We start from the raw sequence: 16,008 nt of genomic DNA, 5'->3' as shown, positions 1-16,008 counted from the left end.
ATGAAAATCCATGAAAATTTTTCTTTAAAAAACCACAACACTTTCGGAGTCGCTGTTTCAGCGAAATGTTTTGTAGAAGTTTCTTCTGTTGAAGAATTGATTGAAGCCCACCAATACGCAAAAACCCAATCACTCCAAACTTTGATTCTCGGCGGTGGAAGTAATATTTTGTTCACGAAAAATTTTGAGGGATTGGTTATTCAACTCAATTTAAAAGGGATTTCGGAAGAAGTTATTTCTGAAAATGAAGTTTTGGTTACCGCGAAATCAGGTGAAAATTGGCATGAATTTGTGCAATTTTGTTTGGGTGAAAATTATGGCGGATTAGAAAATCTATCATTAATTCCGGGAAATGTAGGAACTTCGCCGATGCAAAATATCGGTGCTTATGGAACGGAAATAAAAGATACTTTCGTGAGTTGCCAAGTTTTGAATTTAGAAACCTTGGAACTTGAAAATTTTGATGCGAAAAAATGTAATTTCGGTTATCGAGAATCCATTTTCAAAAGAGCAGGAAAAGGGAAATACATTATTTTGGAAGTTACTTTTAAATTGACCACAAAAAATCATCAAATAAAAACGGAATATGGTGCAATTTCTTCTGAATTAAAAAATTTGGAGATAGAAAATCCTACGATTCAAGAAGTTTCAAAAGCGGTGATTACTATTCGACAAAGCAAATTACCCGATCCGAAAGTCATCGGAAATGCGGGAAGTTTCTTCAAAAATCCTTCGATTTCAAGGGAACAATTTTTAGAAGTTCAAGAAAAATATCCAGAAATGCCGAATTATCCGAATGCAGATTTGGTGAAAATTCCTGCAGGTTGGCTCATCGAACAATGCGGTTGGAAAGGCAAACAAATCGGAAATGTGGCTTCACATCAATTACAAGCATTAGTAATTATAAATGCCACAGGAAATGCGACCGGAAAAGAAATTTTCGATTTTTCCACGATGATTATTGAGTCGGTGAAAGAAAAATTTGGGATTGAGTTGGAAAGGGAAGTGAATATAATTTAGAAATATAAAGGATGAACTCATTAGAAATTCAAAGCATTATTAATGCAAAGGAAAAAAGACAATTTGTTTTAGAAGAACGGAAGAAAAATATTGAAGAAATAGAAGAAAACCTCAATGCGTCGTATTTGCAAAAAAGTTTTCAAGGTTTTTACTATTATTTCAAGCGATTTTTTTTGATGTTATTTTCTGTTGCTTTATTATTAATGGCGTTGATTGCATTTGTAAAACCGGATATAATAATTGCAGATAAATATAAAAATGGAGTAGTAGATTCTTTCACCGAGAAAAATTTAAAAGAAGAGCAGGAAACTTTAAATAAAGTTACAAGTCATATTTCAGAGGAAATTTTTTACAATAAACTTCAATATGAAAATCCAGCACAAATTGATAAAATTATCAATAATAGTATTGTTAAAACGATGGTGGAAAAAGCAAATGAGGATTATAAAAGCATCATCTTTTTTATAGGAATATTACTTTTGTTTATTTCTTTAATTATGCTTTACATTGCAAGAATTACAAAAAAACTCAAAGAACGTAATGATTTGATTTTAGAATCTGATGAATTAGCACAAAAAATCATCGAAGATTATACCTTAACTTTAAATGAGGAAAAAGAAGAATTACGAATGTTGAAAAAGGCATATTTAAGCACCTCACATATTTAACATATGAAAATAGCAGTTCTCGGTGCCGGAAAAATGGGCGTCTCTTTTTCAAAATCTTTTTTGAAATATGAACTCATCAAAGCAGAAAATCTTCATTTAATTACAAGGAAAAAAGATAAGATCGAAAAAATTTCGAAAGAATTTCCGGGTTCGAAAGTTTCTTGTTTTGAAGAATTGAAAGAAATCGCGGCAGATTTGGTGATTCTTGCGGTGAAACCTCAAGATTTTGCGTTTGTTGTAGAAAATATTTCAGTACAATTTAATGAGAATCAGATGTTGCTTTCGATTATGGCGGGAATTAAAATCGAGAAAATTCAGAAATTATTCAATCATCAAAAAGTGGTTCGAGCCATGCCAAATTCGCCTACTTTATTAGGTATGGGGATTACGGGTTATACTGCTGCAGAAGGAATTTCTTTTCAAGATTTAATGCAAATAGAAAGATTTCTAAATTCTACAGGTCGCTCTGTTTATCTAGAAGATGAAAATCTGTTAGATGGTGTTACCGCACTTTCTGGAAGTGGTCCTGCTTACTTTTATTATATCGTAGATGCGATGATTAAAGCTGGAACAGAAATGGGAATCGATGAGAATCTTGCAAAACTTTTTGTAAAACAAACGATGTTAGGAGCATATCATCTCATCAATAATTCTGAAAAAAGTTTGGAAGAACTCATTAAAGATGTGGCCTCAAAAGGCGGAACAACAGAAGCAGCGTTGAAAACTTTCGAAGAAAATCATTTAAAAGAAACTTTAAGAAAAGGAATTTTGGCGGCCGAAAATCGCTCGAAGGAATTGAGCAATTAAGATTAGATTATTTGCAAAAAACTTTAGAATAAATTTCAAAATTATTTGTCTAACTGAAAAATTCTTCGTTATTTTGCACTCTCAAATATTTATTCAGAAATAAGAACGTCGAGATATGTCAAGAATTTGCCAAATAACAGGAAAGCGTGCCATGGTAGGAAACAATGTTTCTCACGCTAATAACAAAACGAAACGTCGTTTTGAAATTAACTTATTGGAAAAGAAATTTTACCTTCCAGAGCAAGAGAAATCTGTAACTTTAAAAGTTTCAGCTCATGGATTGAGAATTATCAATAAAATAGGAATTGAAGAAGCAATTGTAAGAGGAACCAGAAGTGGTCTCATTAAAAAATAAGAAATCATGGCAAAAAAAGGGAATAGAGTACAGGTGATTTTGGAGTGTACAGAGCACAAAGAAACCGGAGTAGCAGGAATGTCAAGATACATCACTACTAAAAATAAAAAGAACACTACCGAGAGATTAGAGTTGAGAAAATTCAACCCTGTTTTGAAGAGATATACAGTTCACAAAGAAATTAAGTAATTTTTTAAAGCAATAAAAAATGGCAAAAAAAGTAGTAGCAACCCTACAAGGTGGTGCAGGTTCAAAAAAAATGACCAAAGTTGTGAAAATGGTGAAGTCTCCTAAGTCTGGAGCTTACGTTTTCGATGAGAAAGTAATGAACGCTGATGAAGTTGATTCTTATTTGAAAAAATAATTTCAGCACACACGAGAATATATAAAACTATCCTAATTGGATAGTTTTTTTATTTTATCTTTGTTAGCCAGTGGCAATTTTTTGTAATTTTTAATTTGTAATGTAACGAATGAGTTGGTTTAATAAAATATTTAAAAAGGAGGAAAAAGAATCTTTAGATAAAGGTTTAGAAAAATCGAGTCAAGGTTTTTTCGATAAAATTTCGAAAGTAGTTGTCGGCAAAAGTACCGTTGATGAAGATGTTTTAGATGACCTTGAAGAAATCCTCATTGCCTCGGATGTAGGCGCCAGTACGACCATTAAAATTATTCAAAGAATCGAACAGCGTGTTGCCCGTGATAAATTTGTGGGCACCGATGAGCTTGATCAGATCCTGCGCGAAGAAATCACAGGTTTGCTCTTGGAAAATCCGCTTGCTGGAAGTGGCAATATCGATGAGACAAAAAAGCCTTATGTAATTATGGTTGTTGGCGTAAATGGGGTGGGAAAAACAACAACGATAGGGAAACTAGCTCACCAGTTTAAATCCGAAGGAAGAAAGGTGATTCTTGGTGCCGCAGATACTTTCCGAGCGGCTGCTACCGAGCAATTAACGATTTGGAGTGAAAGAGTGGGTGTGGCTATTGTGAAGCAAAATATGGGCAGTGATCCTGCTTCTGTCGCATTTGATACGGTTCAAAGTGCGGTGGCAAATCAGGCCGATGTTGTAATTATAGATACTGCAGGTCGTTTACACAACAAAGTAAACTTGATGAATGAATTGACGAAAATCAAACGGGTAATGCAGAAAGTTATTCCAGAGGCTCCTCACGAGATTCTTTTGGTTTTGGATGGTTCTACGGGTCAAAACGCTTTCGAGCAAGCCAAACAATTTACTGCGGCAACGGAAGTAAATGCGTTAGCAGTAACAAAATTAGATGGAACTGCAAAAGGTGGCGTGGTGATTGGTATTTCTGACCAGTTTCAAATTCCTGTAAAGTACATCGGAGTTGGTGAGAAAATGACGGATTTGCAATTGTTTAATGGAGCGGAATTCGTTGATTCTTTCTTTAAAAAACGATAAAATTGCTTCCTATTTGAAGGGTAGATAGATGCATTGTAGATATTCAATGATGGTTTATTTCGATCTGTTTTTATGATTTAAATCATTTTGGTCTTATGTTTGATATTTTAAAGCAAATAATTACTAAATATTAACATTAAAAATTTTAAACGATGGGAATTTTAACTTGGATCATTTTTGGTCTTATCGCAGGAGCTTTAGCAAAATTAATTATGCCGGGTAACCAAGGAATGGGTTGGCTGATGACAATTATTTTAGGAATTGTCGGTGCTTACGTTGGAGCATTCGTTGGTCAACTACTAGGGTTAGGAGATGTAACAGGATTCAACATTGGGAGTATTTTTCTAGCTGTAGCTGGTGCCTTACTTGTTTTGTGGATTTACGCAATGGCTACCAAACGAGGATAGATAAAAAATTAAAAAAATCCCGATCTGAATTTTCAGAGCGGGATTTTTTGTTTTTAATTTTAATCTATTTTGAGGTCGAACGGCATTTTCATCATGACACCTTCCTGTAGTTTTGGATTGGTTATTTGTTCAAACATTTTATAGTTTTCTGCACCAATCTTATTTTTAATAAATCGGGCAGAGATTTCATCTTCATCTAAATTTTTAAAGATTTGCTCAAACTGCGTCATCTTCTTCGGGAAACTGGTAATGCTGTACTCTTTCACTTTGGCTTTTTGGGCGGCGAAAGCAATGGCATCATTCAGTGTTCCCAGCTCATCAACTAGGCCGATCTGTTTTGCGCGGGTTCCGCTCCAAACACGTCCACCGCCAATTTCATCAATTTGCTCAAATGATTTCTTACGGTTTTCTGTCACAAAATGCACAAATCGTTTATATGTTTGTTCTACACTTTTTGTCAGAATCGCAACACCACCTGGCGTAACACCGTTGATGGGCGAATACATATTTGAATTTGCATTGGTAGTAACCGCGTGGGAAGTTAATCCGTTTTTATTTGCAGCTTCTTTAAAATAAGGAATCATTCCGAAAACCCCGATTGATCCGGTTATGGTGTTGGACTCAGAATAAATTTTATCGGCGGCCATTGCAATGTAGTATCCACCAGATGCGGCATAATCACCAAATGAAACAATAATTGGCTTTTTCTTTTTCAACTGTTGCAGTTCAAACAAGATTTCATCAGATGCGTTTGCACTTCCACCAGGAGAGTTTATTCTAAGAACCACGGCTTTTACTTTATCATTTTTCGTAAGTTTTTTAATTTCTTTCACGAAGTTATCTGCATAAATATCCTGAAATCCTTCCCCGTTGTAGATTGCTCCTGATGCATAGAGTACTGCAATTTGTTCATCTTTAGCAGAGGAGTCTTGATAAGATTTAATGTATTTATTAAACGATACTTTAAGTAATTTATCTTTCTCTTTTAGGTTTAATTTTGTTCTAATCATTAGATCGTATTCACTTTTCTGCACTAGCCGATCTGCCAATTTGTGTTGCAGGCTTAATTCTGGAATCGCTCCATAAAGACTGTCAACAACCGTGCGGAATTGAGTGGAATCTATTTTTCTAGATTTGGCAATTTTTTGAGAATTTACAGACCATATATCATTCAACAACGTTGAAAGTTGCTCTTTGTTTTCTGGTGACATGTCATCTCTCATGTAAGGTTCTACGGCAGATTTATATTTCCCATGTCTAATAATTTGAATTCCGATTCCGTATTTATCAGCGAAATTCTTCATATACAATACTTCAGTCGCCAAACCTTTCAAATCTATTCCACCTGCTGGATTTAGAAAGTATTGATCTGCGACAGAGCCCAAATAATAAGCAGATTGTGAAACCACATTTCCGTAGGCGTAAACGAATTTTCCACTTTTTTTGAAGTCTTCTAAAGCAGCACGGATATCATCTAATTGGGTGAATCCGGCACTAATTCCATCCGTTTCTATACTAATGCCTTTAATTTTATCATCTGATTTCGCTTTTTTAATGGCATCGAGCATGTCAAAAATCAAAATATTTTTCTGTTGATCACTAAAAGAAAAAAGGCTCTCTTGGTCTTCCGTAGGGCTGTCGATGATATTTGTTTTAAAATCAAGTGTAAGCACTGTGTTGTTTTTAATCGTTGGTTTTTGATCACCACTTAACGCACTTGCCGCAATAATCATTATAAAAAACAGTGAAAACACTGCGGCTATAATAATAATTGCCACTATATTTGCTAAAACATTTTTAAAAAAACTCTTCATAATTATATACATTTCCACAATATGTCGCAACATGAAGTCACTTTGTTACTCGGGAGTAATTTAGGAAATACAAAAGAGAATATCGAAATGGCACTAAGTATAATTGAAAAAGATATTGGGCGGATTTTAAGAAGTAGTGAAATCTTATTTACTAGCCCTGTGGAATTTGTCAGTAATAATATTTTTTGTAATATTGCACTAGTAATAAAAACACAATTTTCTCCTATAAAACTCTTAAGAAATATAAAATTAATTGAGAGAGCTATGGGTAGGGACGATGATACATTGATTTCTGGAGAATACCAAGATAGGATAATCGATATTGATATTGTCAGTTTTGGTCATCTTAAGTTCTATTGTAAGGAATTAACCATTCCCCATCAAAAGCATTTATATCAACGTGATTTTTCTAGAAGATTGTTAAATGTACTTTAAGAACATTAAAAACAATAATATGAAATTAAATTTATTAATAGCACTGGTTCTGCCAATAGCATTCTATGCTCAAGATAGATCTTCGGTTGGAAATACGAGTGGAGAGTACCCCAATGCTTACTCATCGGGCTCTGCAAATGTTCATCCGTTTAAAAATACATCGAGGTTATTTCGTGATTGGTCTGTATCCGTAGGAGGTGGGAGTGCTTTTATGCATTCTGCAGACGTAACCTCTTTCTATGATGGTAAGGTTGATTTTGGATATAATGCATACGCAAGTTTAGACAAACAAATAAGTCATACTTTTGGTCTCAGCTTAATGTTTCAGATGGGTAAAACCAATCAAAAAGCATTGTTGCCAGGGGCTGCAGGTGTAGCCGCGGGCGTCGCTACTGCCTATACAAAATATCAACAGGTTTCTATTCTAGGGGATATTAATCTTTCAAATCTCTTACGTCGAGTAGACAATAATTCACCATACCGGTGGGCTCTTCATGGTTATGGCGGTGTTGGTTTACAAGGATATGATACGTTATTACTTGATAACGATATGTCTCGGTATAGTACCTCTCCAAAAAGAATTCCTACCCAGATTGAGCAAAAAATAGGGTTAGATACTTTCTTTTATCAAGTTGGAACTGGCTTGAAATTTAATGCTTCTAAAATGTTTGACATTGAAGCACGAGCCATGTATATCATTTCAGGAGATGACTCTTTTGATGGAGGTGGGTTTGGGAAAAACGGTGTTCCAAAATATAACGCAATCTCATCTGGTTTCTCGGATAATATGCTAACAATCAACTTAGGTTTATCATTTAAACTTGGAAAGCAAGATACGCATCTTACCTGGTTTGATCCTATGCAAGATATTAATAATAGAATTGAAGTTTTAGCCAATTCGGAAAACAATCTAGTCGTTTGTGAAAAGGGAGATGTGGATAATGATGGCGTATGTGATGATTGGGACAGACAACTTGACACTCCTGCTGGAGCGAGAGTAGATGGCGCAGGTGTGGCATTAGATATTGATTTAGACGGAGTGATCGATCTATATGATAAATGTGTAACGGTTCCTGGTCCTGTTGAAAACAATGGTTGCCCAACGAATTCAAAATAAAAAGAAGGAAAAAAAAGTGTTGTTTTAAACATCAATTAGTACCTCTTATTCAATAAAAAAATAACAAAAATATGAAACTAAATTTAACAAGTATCGCACTAGCGCTCGTATTGCCCACAGCGGTTTTTGCGCAGGATTCTATTACTAGTTCTACTGCTAATTATCCTAATCCTTATACATCAAACTCAGCAAATGTATCTCCTTTTACAAAGGAGTCAAAAAGATTTAATGATTGGGCAGTCTCTGCTGGTGCAGGTGTACCATTAATGCAATCTTCTGACCTTACCTCAATCAAAGGGTACGGTGCAGGAAAAAACCTTTTTGGTTGGTCTGCATATTTGAGCGTAGATAAAGCAATTACTCACGCTTTTGGATTAAAACTACAATACGACAAAGGAGAATCTAGACAAGGATTTGTAAATACAAAAGATAAGGTAGCCTCCCCGACTGGTGATGGAGCTAGAACTCAGTATGATGCAATTTCTGTTTTGGGTGATATTAACTTTTCAAATCTTTTGAGAAGGGTTGATAATCATTCCCCATTTAGGTGGGCACTTCATGGATATGCAGGAGTTGGTACATTAGCATATAGAGCCTACCGCCAAGACGCTGGTCCAGCATATAATCAAAGTTTAGTGGAGGAGATTAAACCATTTAAATTCAACAGTTTATTTGGTCAAGCAGGAGCAGGTCTGAAATTTAGAGCGACAAAATCCTTAGATCTAGAAGCAAGAGGAATGTATGTGCTAACAGGCGATGATACTTTCGATGGCGCAGGTGGCGCTTCTTACAATGGAAAAGTGAATGATAACCCTTCTGATAACTTAATTAATGTGACTTTAGGAGCAACATTAAATTTAGGAAAACATGAATCACACCTTTTCTGGCATGACCCACTCCAAGAAATTTATTATAAATTAGATGTTCTGGCCGATAAAAACCAAGATGTTGAAGTTTGTAAAAAAGGAGATGCTGATAATGATGGGGTTTGTGATGATTGGGATCGTCAACTTGATACTCCTGCAGGTGCAAGAGTAGATGGAGCAGGAGTTGCTTTAGATGCTGACTTAGACGGTGTAATCGACTTATATGATAAGTGTGTTACCGTGCCAGGTCCAGTTGAAAACAACGGTTGCCCTACCAATACAACTTCTACTGTTACAGATGAAACCAGAACATTAGAAGGAATTGAGTTTGATTTAAATTCTGACCGAATTTTACCATCAAATACCCCAATCCTTAACAATGCGGTAAATTATATTAATAGTTCTACAGGTTCTTATCTTGTTATTGGAGCTACGGATACGAGAGCTTCTGACGCTTATAACCAAAAATTGTCAGAGAGAAGAGCAAATAGTGTGAAAAACTATCTCATTGAAAACGGAGTAGAAGCGGATAAATTAAATTCGATCGGAAGAGGTGAGAAAGACCTTAAATACCCAGAATGTGATCCAGCTACCAAATGTCCAGAATGGAAAAACAGAGCGAATAGAAGGGTTTATTTTGAAGCAAAATAATCATCTAAAGCATTTAAATACTAGAGAAAAAGCCACGGTAATCGTGGCTTTTTTGTATAATGAAATTTGTTTCTGTAATTTTACTCCATGATTTCTCACCAAGATTTTGAAAAACTAAAAAAGCAAACCTTAAAACATTTTTGGGGTTATGATACCTTTCGAGATTCGCAAGAAGAAATTATCAACACAATTATCTCGGGTCAAGATGCTTTGGCCTTACTTCCAACTGGTGGTGGCAAATCACTATGTTATCAGCTTCCAGCTTTAATTTTAGAAGGTACATGCTTAGTCATTTCACCACTTTTAGCCTTAATGAAAGACCAGGTGTATCAAATGAAAAACCTGGGTATTGAAGCCGAGTATCTCTCTTCTGAATTGGATGAGTTTGATGCAGAAATCATTTTCAACCGCTGCAAAGATGGCTTAACCAAGTTATTGTACATTTCTCCCGAACGCTTAACAAATCGTTTATTTCTACAGAATCTAGAAGAAATTCAAATTTCATTTATAGCGGTAGATGAAGCGCATTGTATTTCTGAGTGGGGACAAGATTTTAGACCCAGTTACCAGCATATAAAAACCTTTAGAACGCAACTGGATAAAATTCCTTGTGTGGCGCTGACCGCAACTGCAACTCCGAAAGTTTTGCAGGAAATTCAGGTTAAACTCAATCTTAAAAACCCTAAAGTTTTTCAAAAAAGTTTCAGACGACATAACCTTAAAATAGTATCGGATAAAATTTCAGATAAATATGACCGAATCAGAAATCTTTTGAAGTATAATAACGCTTCGGGAATTATCTATGTACGAACTCGAAAAGAAGCAGAAGAACTATCGATGTTCCTACACCGTAATCAAATTACTAATGTCGATTTTTTTCATGCGGGGATTCCAGCGAAAGAAAAGAATGCAAAACAGAATCTTTGGCTCAAAAGCCCGAATCAAGTTTTAATTTCTACAAATGCTTTCGGTATGGGAATCGACAAAGATAATGTGCGTTTTATTGTGCATTTTTCGCCAGCTCCTTCTATAGAAAATTATTATCAGGAAATTGGGCGCGCAGGTCGTGATGGTGCAGACTCTTATGCATTTCTATTTTGGAATGAACAGGAATTAAAGAATTTTGACCAAATCTTAATTAATCAAATTCCCTCAAAATTAGAGTTTCAAAATATTGTTACCTATTTGTATTCCACTTTTCAAATTGCCGAAAGTGATTTGCCTGAAAATATTTTTCAACTCCATATTCAAAAAATTCAAAATTTCACCAAAGTTTCATTAGCCAAAATTAGAAATGTTCTTAATTTCTTACATCACCAAGAAATTATTTATTATAATTCCCAAAACGCTCTTTCATCATTGGAACTCAAAATTGCACCTGATGAAATTGATTTGCTTGCCAAAAAAGATGCCTATTTTATCGAAATTTTACTGCGAAATTTATCAGGCCTTACCACGCATAAAGTAATGTTCAGCGAAAAGTCCTTAAGCAAAAAAATCGAGTCTGATCCTCATTTGGTAAAAGAGCGACTGCGCGAATTACAGCACCAGGGCTATCTGGATTATATAGATGGGGCGTTGTCGAGCGTTAAGTTTTTGAAGCATCGTGATCAGCGAGCGATTGAAGGAAAATATTGGAATCTCTTCGCCCAAATACAAAAAAACAAAATCCAGAAATGGGAAGAGATGAAATTCTTTGTCCAGAATGATGAGTTTTGCAAAATGAAACTCATCTTATCTTATTTTGGTGAGAAGAATGCGAAAAATTGTGGGCACTGTTCGGTATGTGAGAAGCAAAAAGAAACCGTCTTCGGACGGGATGTGTCGACCGAAATTTTAGAGATTTTAAAAGTGGCTCCTGCAAATGTGGAAGAAATATCGATTAAACTCAATTATTTTTTGAAAGAAAATATCTTAGAAAATCTTATTCATTTACTCGATTCAGGTCAAGTGAAAATGCTCAATTTTAGAACGTACTGCTATAATCATGATTAAAAATAATCTGATTCTTATTTAAATTTTATCAAACCATCTATTCAATGAAATCATTAAAAGTTATATTTTTCGGAACGCCAGAATTTGCAAAAACATCAGTAGAAGCGATTCATCAGTCAACGCACGAAGTTGTTGGCGTGGTAACAGTTGCTGATAAAGCGAGTGGCCGTGGACAAAAAATTCATCAATCTGCAGTTAAAATATTTGCCGTAAAAAACGATTTGCCCGTTTTTCAACCAGAAAAATTGAGAGATCCAGAATTTTTAGAATCGATTAGGAAACTCAATGCTGATGTTTTTGTCGTGGTAGCCTTTCGGATGATGCCAAAAATTTTATTTGAAATGCCTCCAATCGGAACATTTAATCTACACGCATCTTTGCTGCCAGATTATCGTGGTGCGGCACCAATTAATTATGCCGTCATTAATGGTGAGACAAAAACCGGTGCTACCACTTTCTTTATTAATGAAAAGATTGATGAAGGAAATATTCTTTTACAAAAGGAAATCGAAATATTTCCAGAAGAAAATGCAGGGGAATTGCATGACCGATTAATGGAGATGGGCGCGAAACTCGTGGTAAAGACCTTAGATGGTTTAGCTGAAAATAGCATTCAGGAAAAACCGCAGCGAGAAGTGAAACACCCAAAAAATGCTTTTAAAATTTTTAAAGAAGATACTCGAATTAGCTGGAATCAAAATGCTGAAATTGTTCACAATTTCATCCGAGGTATGTCTCCTTATCCTGCAGCATTTACAATTCTTAAAATTGGAGAAGATGAAAAATATTTAAAAATATATAAAGGAAAATTTGAAAAAGCTGCTCATGATAAAGAGCCACGAACTTTAGAAATAGACAAACATCAATTTAAAATTCACACGAAAGATGGGTTTTATTATCCTGAAGAAGTTCAACTGGAAGGAAAAAAAAGAATGTCTATTAAAGATTTTTTAAATGGTTTTCAGCATTTTGACCACATTTCTATGGTCTAAACTAATTTCTGTTTTTCAGCAAAATCCAGCCTTTGTAAGAAACCGGTAAATTAGTGTCCGGCTCCACCCAGTTGAGAATATACCAATAAGTTCCTGTTGGAAGAATCCGGCCGTTCATTTTTCCATCCCAGATATAAGGTGTTTTTTGGGAAAGAAAAACCAGCGTTCCGTAGCGGTCATAGATTTCTATTTTCACCTCTTTCTTGATGCTTAAATCTGAATAATCTAAAATGTCATTTTTACCATCAGCATTGGGCGTAATCACATTTATTAAATTAATTATAAGAAATTCTTTGGTAATAGTTTCGCAATTTTGGGCATCTTTCACATAGATTTTACGGAGACCTCTTGGGATATTCGAGAAAACATTAGAAGCCTGAAAATTGATATTATCCAGTGAATATTGGTAAGGAGGATTTCCACCAGTCACAAAAATTGTTGCGTTATTTCCAGTGACATCAATGCTGGTTATTTCTGGGAGTTCGGCGGCAGAAACATTTACAAATTGCCTATAAACACAACAGTTTGCACCTAAGTCCACATAGTATGCACCAACGCCCGCAGTGATGGTTTGCGAAACTTCTCCGGTATTCCATTGGTAGGAATCAAATCCAGAACCTGCATCTAAAGGCACGGTCAACGTTGGGCAAATTTTTACATCTGCTAAAACTGACGATTTCCTTGGGGATCGGATGTTAACTGTTAACGTTCCAATATTGGGACAAGCAGAAGTGCTTTCAAACCGGATAAAGAAAGTTTTGGTGGTCGTTAAAATTTGATTGGCTGAAATTTCATTTTGCTTCTTTTTCGCGTCAATTTCAGTATTGTAAAAACTAGGAACTGTGGCGGCATCTGTGCTAAACTGTGAAATATAATCAATAAGATGAACGGAAACATTTCCGAGAAGCTCATTATCACAAACTGCATCGATTATAGGATTTTTAATTAATGGTATTTTACTTCCGATGGTGAAATTTATTTGCCCAAAAACAACCTGGCAGCCAGCCGTATTTTCTATTCTTATATAAACAGTAGTATTTGCAGAAAAAGACCAGTTATCTGGCAGGAAATTGGCTGTAGCACTTTGTTGATCCGTTTGATTTAAATAATACTTCACGATAAATGAACTATTAAAATTAGTAATGATAAGCGGAGAAATATTTGAAAATTTTATGGGAATACTTCCAGCAAATAGGTTGTCGCAGAAGTTAGCGTTGTAATTACTCACATCGAGAATTGGAGCACTCGTTATTTCTAAAGTAATTTTGGCTTGCGCAGAACATCCAAATGAAGAAGTTATCTTGGCATAAACATTTGTAGCCAACGAATTATAAGCCGTAAAATTGGTTATAAGGTCCGTTAATGCTTGATCGGTATAATAGAGAACGGTATCAGTGGGATCGGAAGATATATTCGCTAAGTTTAAATTGAAAGTTCCCGTCCCATCAGGGTTCGGACAGACCCGAAGGGTGCGATCTTGTACCTTAAGAACTTTGATATGTAGGAGAACTTTAAAATATTCGGTATCTTCTGGCGTCCCATTTCCTTCAATATAATAAACAAAAGAATCAGAAATATCGGTTGCTAAATTAGGTTGTGGAGTATAAGTGATAAGACCAGTTGTTACATTTACAAGGGCGGTGCCGTATGAAGGATTAATGGTGACCTTTGTTTTTGCAGGGATAATAACTTGTGTTGAAGTGCTGAATTTTGGAGTAATCGTAACTGTATTACAAGAACCGATCGTAAATGTCGCCGTGGAAATCGGTGGACAAAGCGAAAATTCGTAGGGCATAGTTAACTTGGTATCGCAATTTGTTTTGGTGATGATACAAGTATATGAACCAGCACCATAAAGATCTGGATTAATAAAATAGGAGATCGCACCAGGAATTGCAACGCCATTAAGATACCATTGATACTGGTCGTAAGAGTCATCAACTTGTAAAAGAACTCCCGAATAACAATCTCCTGTTTTTGAAATTACAGGAACCGAACTGAATCCTGCAAAATAACCACCATAACCTACCGCACCATTTCCCGCAGCGATTCCCGCGGTCACCGATTTCGTAGAGTTGACCGTAATATTTCCGCTCACATTTAAAACAGTGTAGGTTTCCCAATTGGCATTTCCTTTGACTGGAAAAGGACCTTGCAAACCAGAAAGTACAGTTCCATTCACCGATACTGATGCGCCCTTTTCAGAAATGATATTTAATTTTGCATTGTAGCTTTCATAACCAATCTGATTAATTGATGAGATTTCATCGATTTTATTTGGTAAGAAACAGCTGAGCGCTGGTATAAAATTAAAACCACCGGTTGCGTATACATTTCCTGTGGAAACTCCCGCCAAAAGCTGATATACATAAACATTTTTCGTGGTAGAAATACTCATGTTGTAGTGATCTTTTAATTGATCCACATAATTATTAACCCCAAAAACTTGGTATTTACCAGCATTTAGAACCACTCCAGAATCTACGCCATTTATGGTGATATGCGTATTGTCTTCCGTAGCGACAATCAGAGCAGATTCCATATTGTTGGTGGAAGGGCCATTGCCTTTTACCAAAATAAATTCATTCCCCAACCTTTCTACCGGAACTGACTGATCCATTAAAATATCATTATTGCTGAAGTTTTCATTGGTATAGATTCCATTAAAATTACCATTAGTCACCGCAACAGGTTGGGAAGCAGTAATTTTCGCACCAATTAAGCCGGTTTGATTAGTACTGGGATTGCTGTCACTAATCGCATCTAGAATATAAGATTGCCCTTTATTGAGCGAAAAGGACTTGGTGGGGCTGCTGCTTCCATCAGCAAATATAATCCCAGGATCATAGCCAGAAACAGTTACCGAAGTATTGTCTTCCGTAGCAATAATTCCTATAGTTGCATTTACAAATCCTTTAGGAGCAGTCACAGGAGCCATCACTGCGAAAAAGTTTTTTCCGACTCCGGCTAAACCTTTAGAGGTAATAATTTCTGCATGATTAGGAACAGAAAAACGATAGTTTGCAAAGAATTTTTTGTTTCCTTTCAGGTGTAAACCCATAGGAACAGAGGTGAATAAATCGTTACTCTGCACGGTCATCATAAAATTAAAAGGAATATCAACCACTTGTGGACTTCCTTTCGAGATGGTAACAGTGGTGTATAGCGCGTTGTTATTATAGATTTCTACCGGAAAGGGAATGGTTTCGTTGGTAGATAAATAGAGGTAACTCTCTGGCTGAAAAGACCCATTCGTACCAGGACTTCCTGCCATGGGGGCAAACCAATGTTCGGTATCCATCTGCGCGGATGAGAAAAGAAAAAATAAAGCAAAAAATAAAGAATATAGAGGTAGTGTCCCACTAACTGTGTAAGTTGAAAAGTTATTCTGAAAAATTTTGAGCCCTTAAAGCTCAAAAAAAATTTTCGGAAATAACTTTTTTACTATTTTTAA

Annotated in this window: 15 protein-coding genes; 13 read left to right on the top strand and 2 right to left on the bottom strand. The window is 35.6% G+C overall.

The features are described 5' to 3' along the window. The 8 genes from murB to QWY78_RS10210 all read left to right on the top strand — a co-directional run bounded on the left by murB (position 1) and on the right by QWY78_RS10210 (position 4,684). Positions 1–1,020: a UDP-N-acetylmuramate dehydrogenase gene (gene murB / locus QWY78_RS10245; protein WP_290219497.1), complete on the top strand. Its 1,020-nt coding sequence runs from the start codon at positions 1–3 to the stop codon at positions 1,018–1,020. An 11-nt stretch (positions 1,021–1,031) separates the two neighbouring features. Continuing rightward, the gene (locus QWY78_RS10240) at positions 1,032–1,688 is read left to right on the top strand and encodes a hypothetical protein (RefSeq protein ID WP_290219494.1); all 657 of its coding nucleotides are present in this window, start codon (positions 1,032–1,034) and stop codon (positions 1,686–1,688) included. Between the two features lie 3 nt (positions 1,689–1,691). Next, entirely contained in the window at positions 1,692–2,495 is an 804-nt protein-coding gene (proC, locus tag QWY78_RS10235) for a pyrroline-5-carboxylate reductase (protein WP_290219492.1), read from the top strand. Positions 2,496–2,610: 115 nt separating this feature from the next. Continuing rightward, positions 2,611–2,850: a 50S ribosomal protein L28 gene (gene rpmB, locus QWY78_RS10230; protein ID WP_290219490.1), complete on the top strand. Its 240-nt coding sequence runs from the start codon at positions 2,611–2,613 to the stop codon at positions 2,848–2,850. A gap of 6 nt (positions 2,851–2,856) precedes the next feature. Then, the gene (rpmG, locus tag QWY78_RS10225) at positions 2,857–3,039 is read left to right on the top strand and encodes a 50S ribosomal protein L33 (RefSeq protein ID WP_290219488.1); all 183 of its coding nucleotides are present in this window, start codon (positions 2,857–2,859) and stop codon (positions 3,037–3,039) included. Positions 3,040–3,058: 19 nt separating this feature from the next. Then, positions 3,059–3,214 (top strand): DUF4295 domain-containing protein, encoded by a 156-nt coding sequence (locus tag QWY78_RS10220; RefSeq protein ID WP_290219486.1) that lies wholly within the window; start codon positions 3,059–3,061, stop codon positions 3,212–3,214. Between the two features lie 109 nt (positions 3,215–3,323). Further along, positions 3,324–4,277 carry a signal recognition particle-docking protein FtsY gene (ftsY, locus tag QWY78_RS10215; protein WP_290219485.1) on the top strand — a complete coding sequence of 318 codons (954 nt, stop codon included), beginning with the start codon at positions 3,324–3,326 and terminating at the stop codon, positions 4,275–4,277. Positions 4,278–4,429: 152 nt separating this feature from the next. Beyond that, on the top strand, positions 4,430–4,684 hold the full coding sequence (locus QWY78_RS10210) for a GlsB/YeaQ/YmgE family stress response membrane protein (RefSeq protein WP_290219484.1): 255 nt from the start codon (positions 4,430–4,432) through the stop codon (positions 4,682–4,684). 59 nt (positions 4,685–4,743) lie between these two features. On the opposite strand, the gene sppA is transcribed toward QWY78_RS10210, so the two are convergent. Next, positions 4,744–6,498 carry a signal peptide peptidase SppA gene (gene sppA / locus QWY78_RS10205; RefSeq protein ID WP_290219483.1) on the bottom strand — a complete coding sequence of 585 codons (1,755 nt, stop codon included), beginning with the start codon at positions 6,496–6,498 and terminating at the stop codon, positions 4,744–4,746. 21 nt (positions 6,499–6,519) lie between these two features. Between sppA and folK the strand changes: the two genes are divergently transcribed. The 5 genes from folK to fmt all read left to right on the top strand — a co-directional run bounded on the left by folK (position 6,520) and on the right by fmt (position 12,554). Continuing rightward, positions 6,520–6,933, top strand: a complete 414-nt coding sequence (gene folK, locus QWY78_RS10200; RefSeq protein WP_290219481.1) for a 2-amino-4-hydroxy-6-hydroxymethyldihydropteridine diphosphokinase — start codon at positions 6,520–6,522, stop codon at positions 6,931–6,933. Between the two features lie 211 nt (positions 6,934–7,144). After that, positions 7,145–8,050 (top strand): OmpA family protein, encoded by a 906-nt coding sequence (locus QWY78_RS10195; protein ID WP_290219479.1) that lies wholly within the window; start codon positions 7,145–7,147, stop codon positions 8,048–8,050. A 71-nt stretch (positions 8,051–8,121) separates the two neighbouring features. Next, entirely contained in the window at positions 8,122–9,567 is a 1,446-nt protein-coding gene (locus QWY78_RS10190; protein WP_290219477.1) for an OmpA family protein, read from the top strand. Positions 9,568–9,654: 87 nt separating this feature from the next. Then, positions 9,655–11,562: a RecQ family ATP-dependent DNA helicase gene (locus tag QWY78_RS10185; protein WP_290219475.1), complete on the top strand. Its 1,908-nt coding sequence runs from the start codon at positions 9,655–9,657 to the stop codon at positions 11,560–11,562. A gap of 44 nt (positions 11,563–11,606) precedes the next feature. Then, positions 11,607–12,554 carry a methionyl-tRNA formyltransferase gene (fmt, locus tag QWY78_RS10180; protein ID WP_290219473.1) on the top strand — a complete coding sequence of 316 codons (948 nt, stop codon included), beginning with the start codon at positions 11,607–11,609 and terminating at the stop codon, positions 12,552–12,554. A 1-nt stretch (position 12,555) separates the two neighbouring features. Here the strand turns inward: fmt and QWY78_RS10175 are convergent, their stop codons facing one another. Beyond that, the gene (locus tag QWY78_RS10175; RefSeq protein WP_290219471.1) at positions 12,556–15,855 is read right to left on the bottom strand and encodes an FIDD domain-containing protein; all 3,300 of its coding nucleotides are present in this window, start codon (positions 15,853–15,855) and stop codon (positions 12,556–12,558) included. Between the last annotated feature and the right edge of the window lie 153 nt (positions 15,856–16,008).

Origin of the sequence: Kaistella yonginensis (genome assembly GCF_030409525.1) — a bacterium.
Taxonomy (GTDB): Bacteria; Bacteroidota; Bacteroidia; order Flavobacteriales; family Weeksellaceae; genus Kaistella; species Kaistella yonginensis.
Note: the sequence above shows the minus strand (reverse complement) of the source record. Positions and strands in the feature narration are given on the sequence as shown.

What these genes read in the sequence shown, in the direction of transcription:
- murB (WP_290219497.1), top strand. Translation starts at nt 1, where the DNA reads ATGAAAATCCATGAAAATTTTTCTTTAAAAAACCACAACACTTTCGGA.
- QWY78_RS10240 (WP_290219494.1), top strand. Translation starts at nt 1,032, where the DNA reads ATGAACTCATTAGAAATTCAAAGCATTATTAATGCAAAGGAAAAAAGA.
- proC (WP_290219492.1), top strand. Translation starts at nt 1,692, where the DNA reads ATGAAAATAGCAGTTCTCGGTGCCGGAAAAATGGGCGTCTCTTTTTCA.
- rpmB (WP_290219490.1), top strand. Translation starts at nt 2,611, where the DNA reads ATGTCAAGAATTTGCCAAATAACAGGAAAGCGTGCCATGGTAGGAAAC.
- rpmG (WP_290219488.1), top strand. Translation starts at nt 2,857, where the DNA reads ATGGCAAAAAAAGGGAATAGAGTACAGGTGATTTTGGAGTGTACAGAG.
- QWY78_RS10220 (WP_290219486.1), top strand. Translation starts at nt 3,059, where the DNA reads ATGGCAAAAAAAGTAGTAGCAACCCTACAAGGTGGTGCAGGTTCAAAA.
- ftsY (WP_290219485.1), top strand. Translation starts at nt 3,324, where the DNA reads ATGAGTTGGTTTAATAAAATATTTAAAAAGGAGGAAAAAGAATCTTTA.
- QWY78_RS10210 (WP_290219484.1), top strand. Translation starts at nt 4,430, where the DNA reads ATGGGAATTTTAACTTGGATCATTTTTGGTCTTATCGCAGGAGCTTTA.
- sppA (WP_290219483.1), bottom strand. Translation starts at nt 6,498, where the DNA reads ATGAAGAGTTTTTTTAAAAATGTTTTAGCAAATATAGTGGCAATTATT.
- folK (WP_290219481.1), top strand. Translation starts at nt 6,520, where the DNA reads ATGTCGCAACATGAAGTCACTTTGTTACTCGGGAGTAATTTAGGAAAT.
- QWY78_RS10195 (WP_290219479.1), top strand. Translation starts at nt 7,145, where the DNA reads ATGCATTCTGCAGACGTAACCTCTTTCTATGATGGTAAGGTTGATTTT.
- QWY78_RS10190 (WP_290219477.1), top strand. Translation starts at nt 8,122, where the DNA reads ATGAAACTAAATTTAACAAGTATCGCACTAGCGCTCGTATTGCCCACA.
- QWY78_RS10185 (WP_290219475.1), top strand. Translation starts at nt 9,655, where the DNA reads ATGATTTCTCACCAAGATTTTGAAAAACTAAAAAAGCAAACCTTAAAA.
- fmt (WP_290219473.1), top strand. Translation starts at nt 11,607, where the DNA reads ATGAAATCATTAAAAGTTATATTTTTCGGAACGCCAGAATTTGCAAAA.
- QWY78_RS10175 (WP_290219471.1), bottom strand. Translation starts at nt 15,855, where the DNA reads ATGGATACCGAACATTGGTTTGCCCCCATGGCAGGAAGTCCTGGTACG.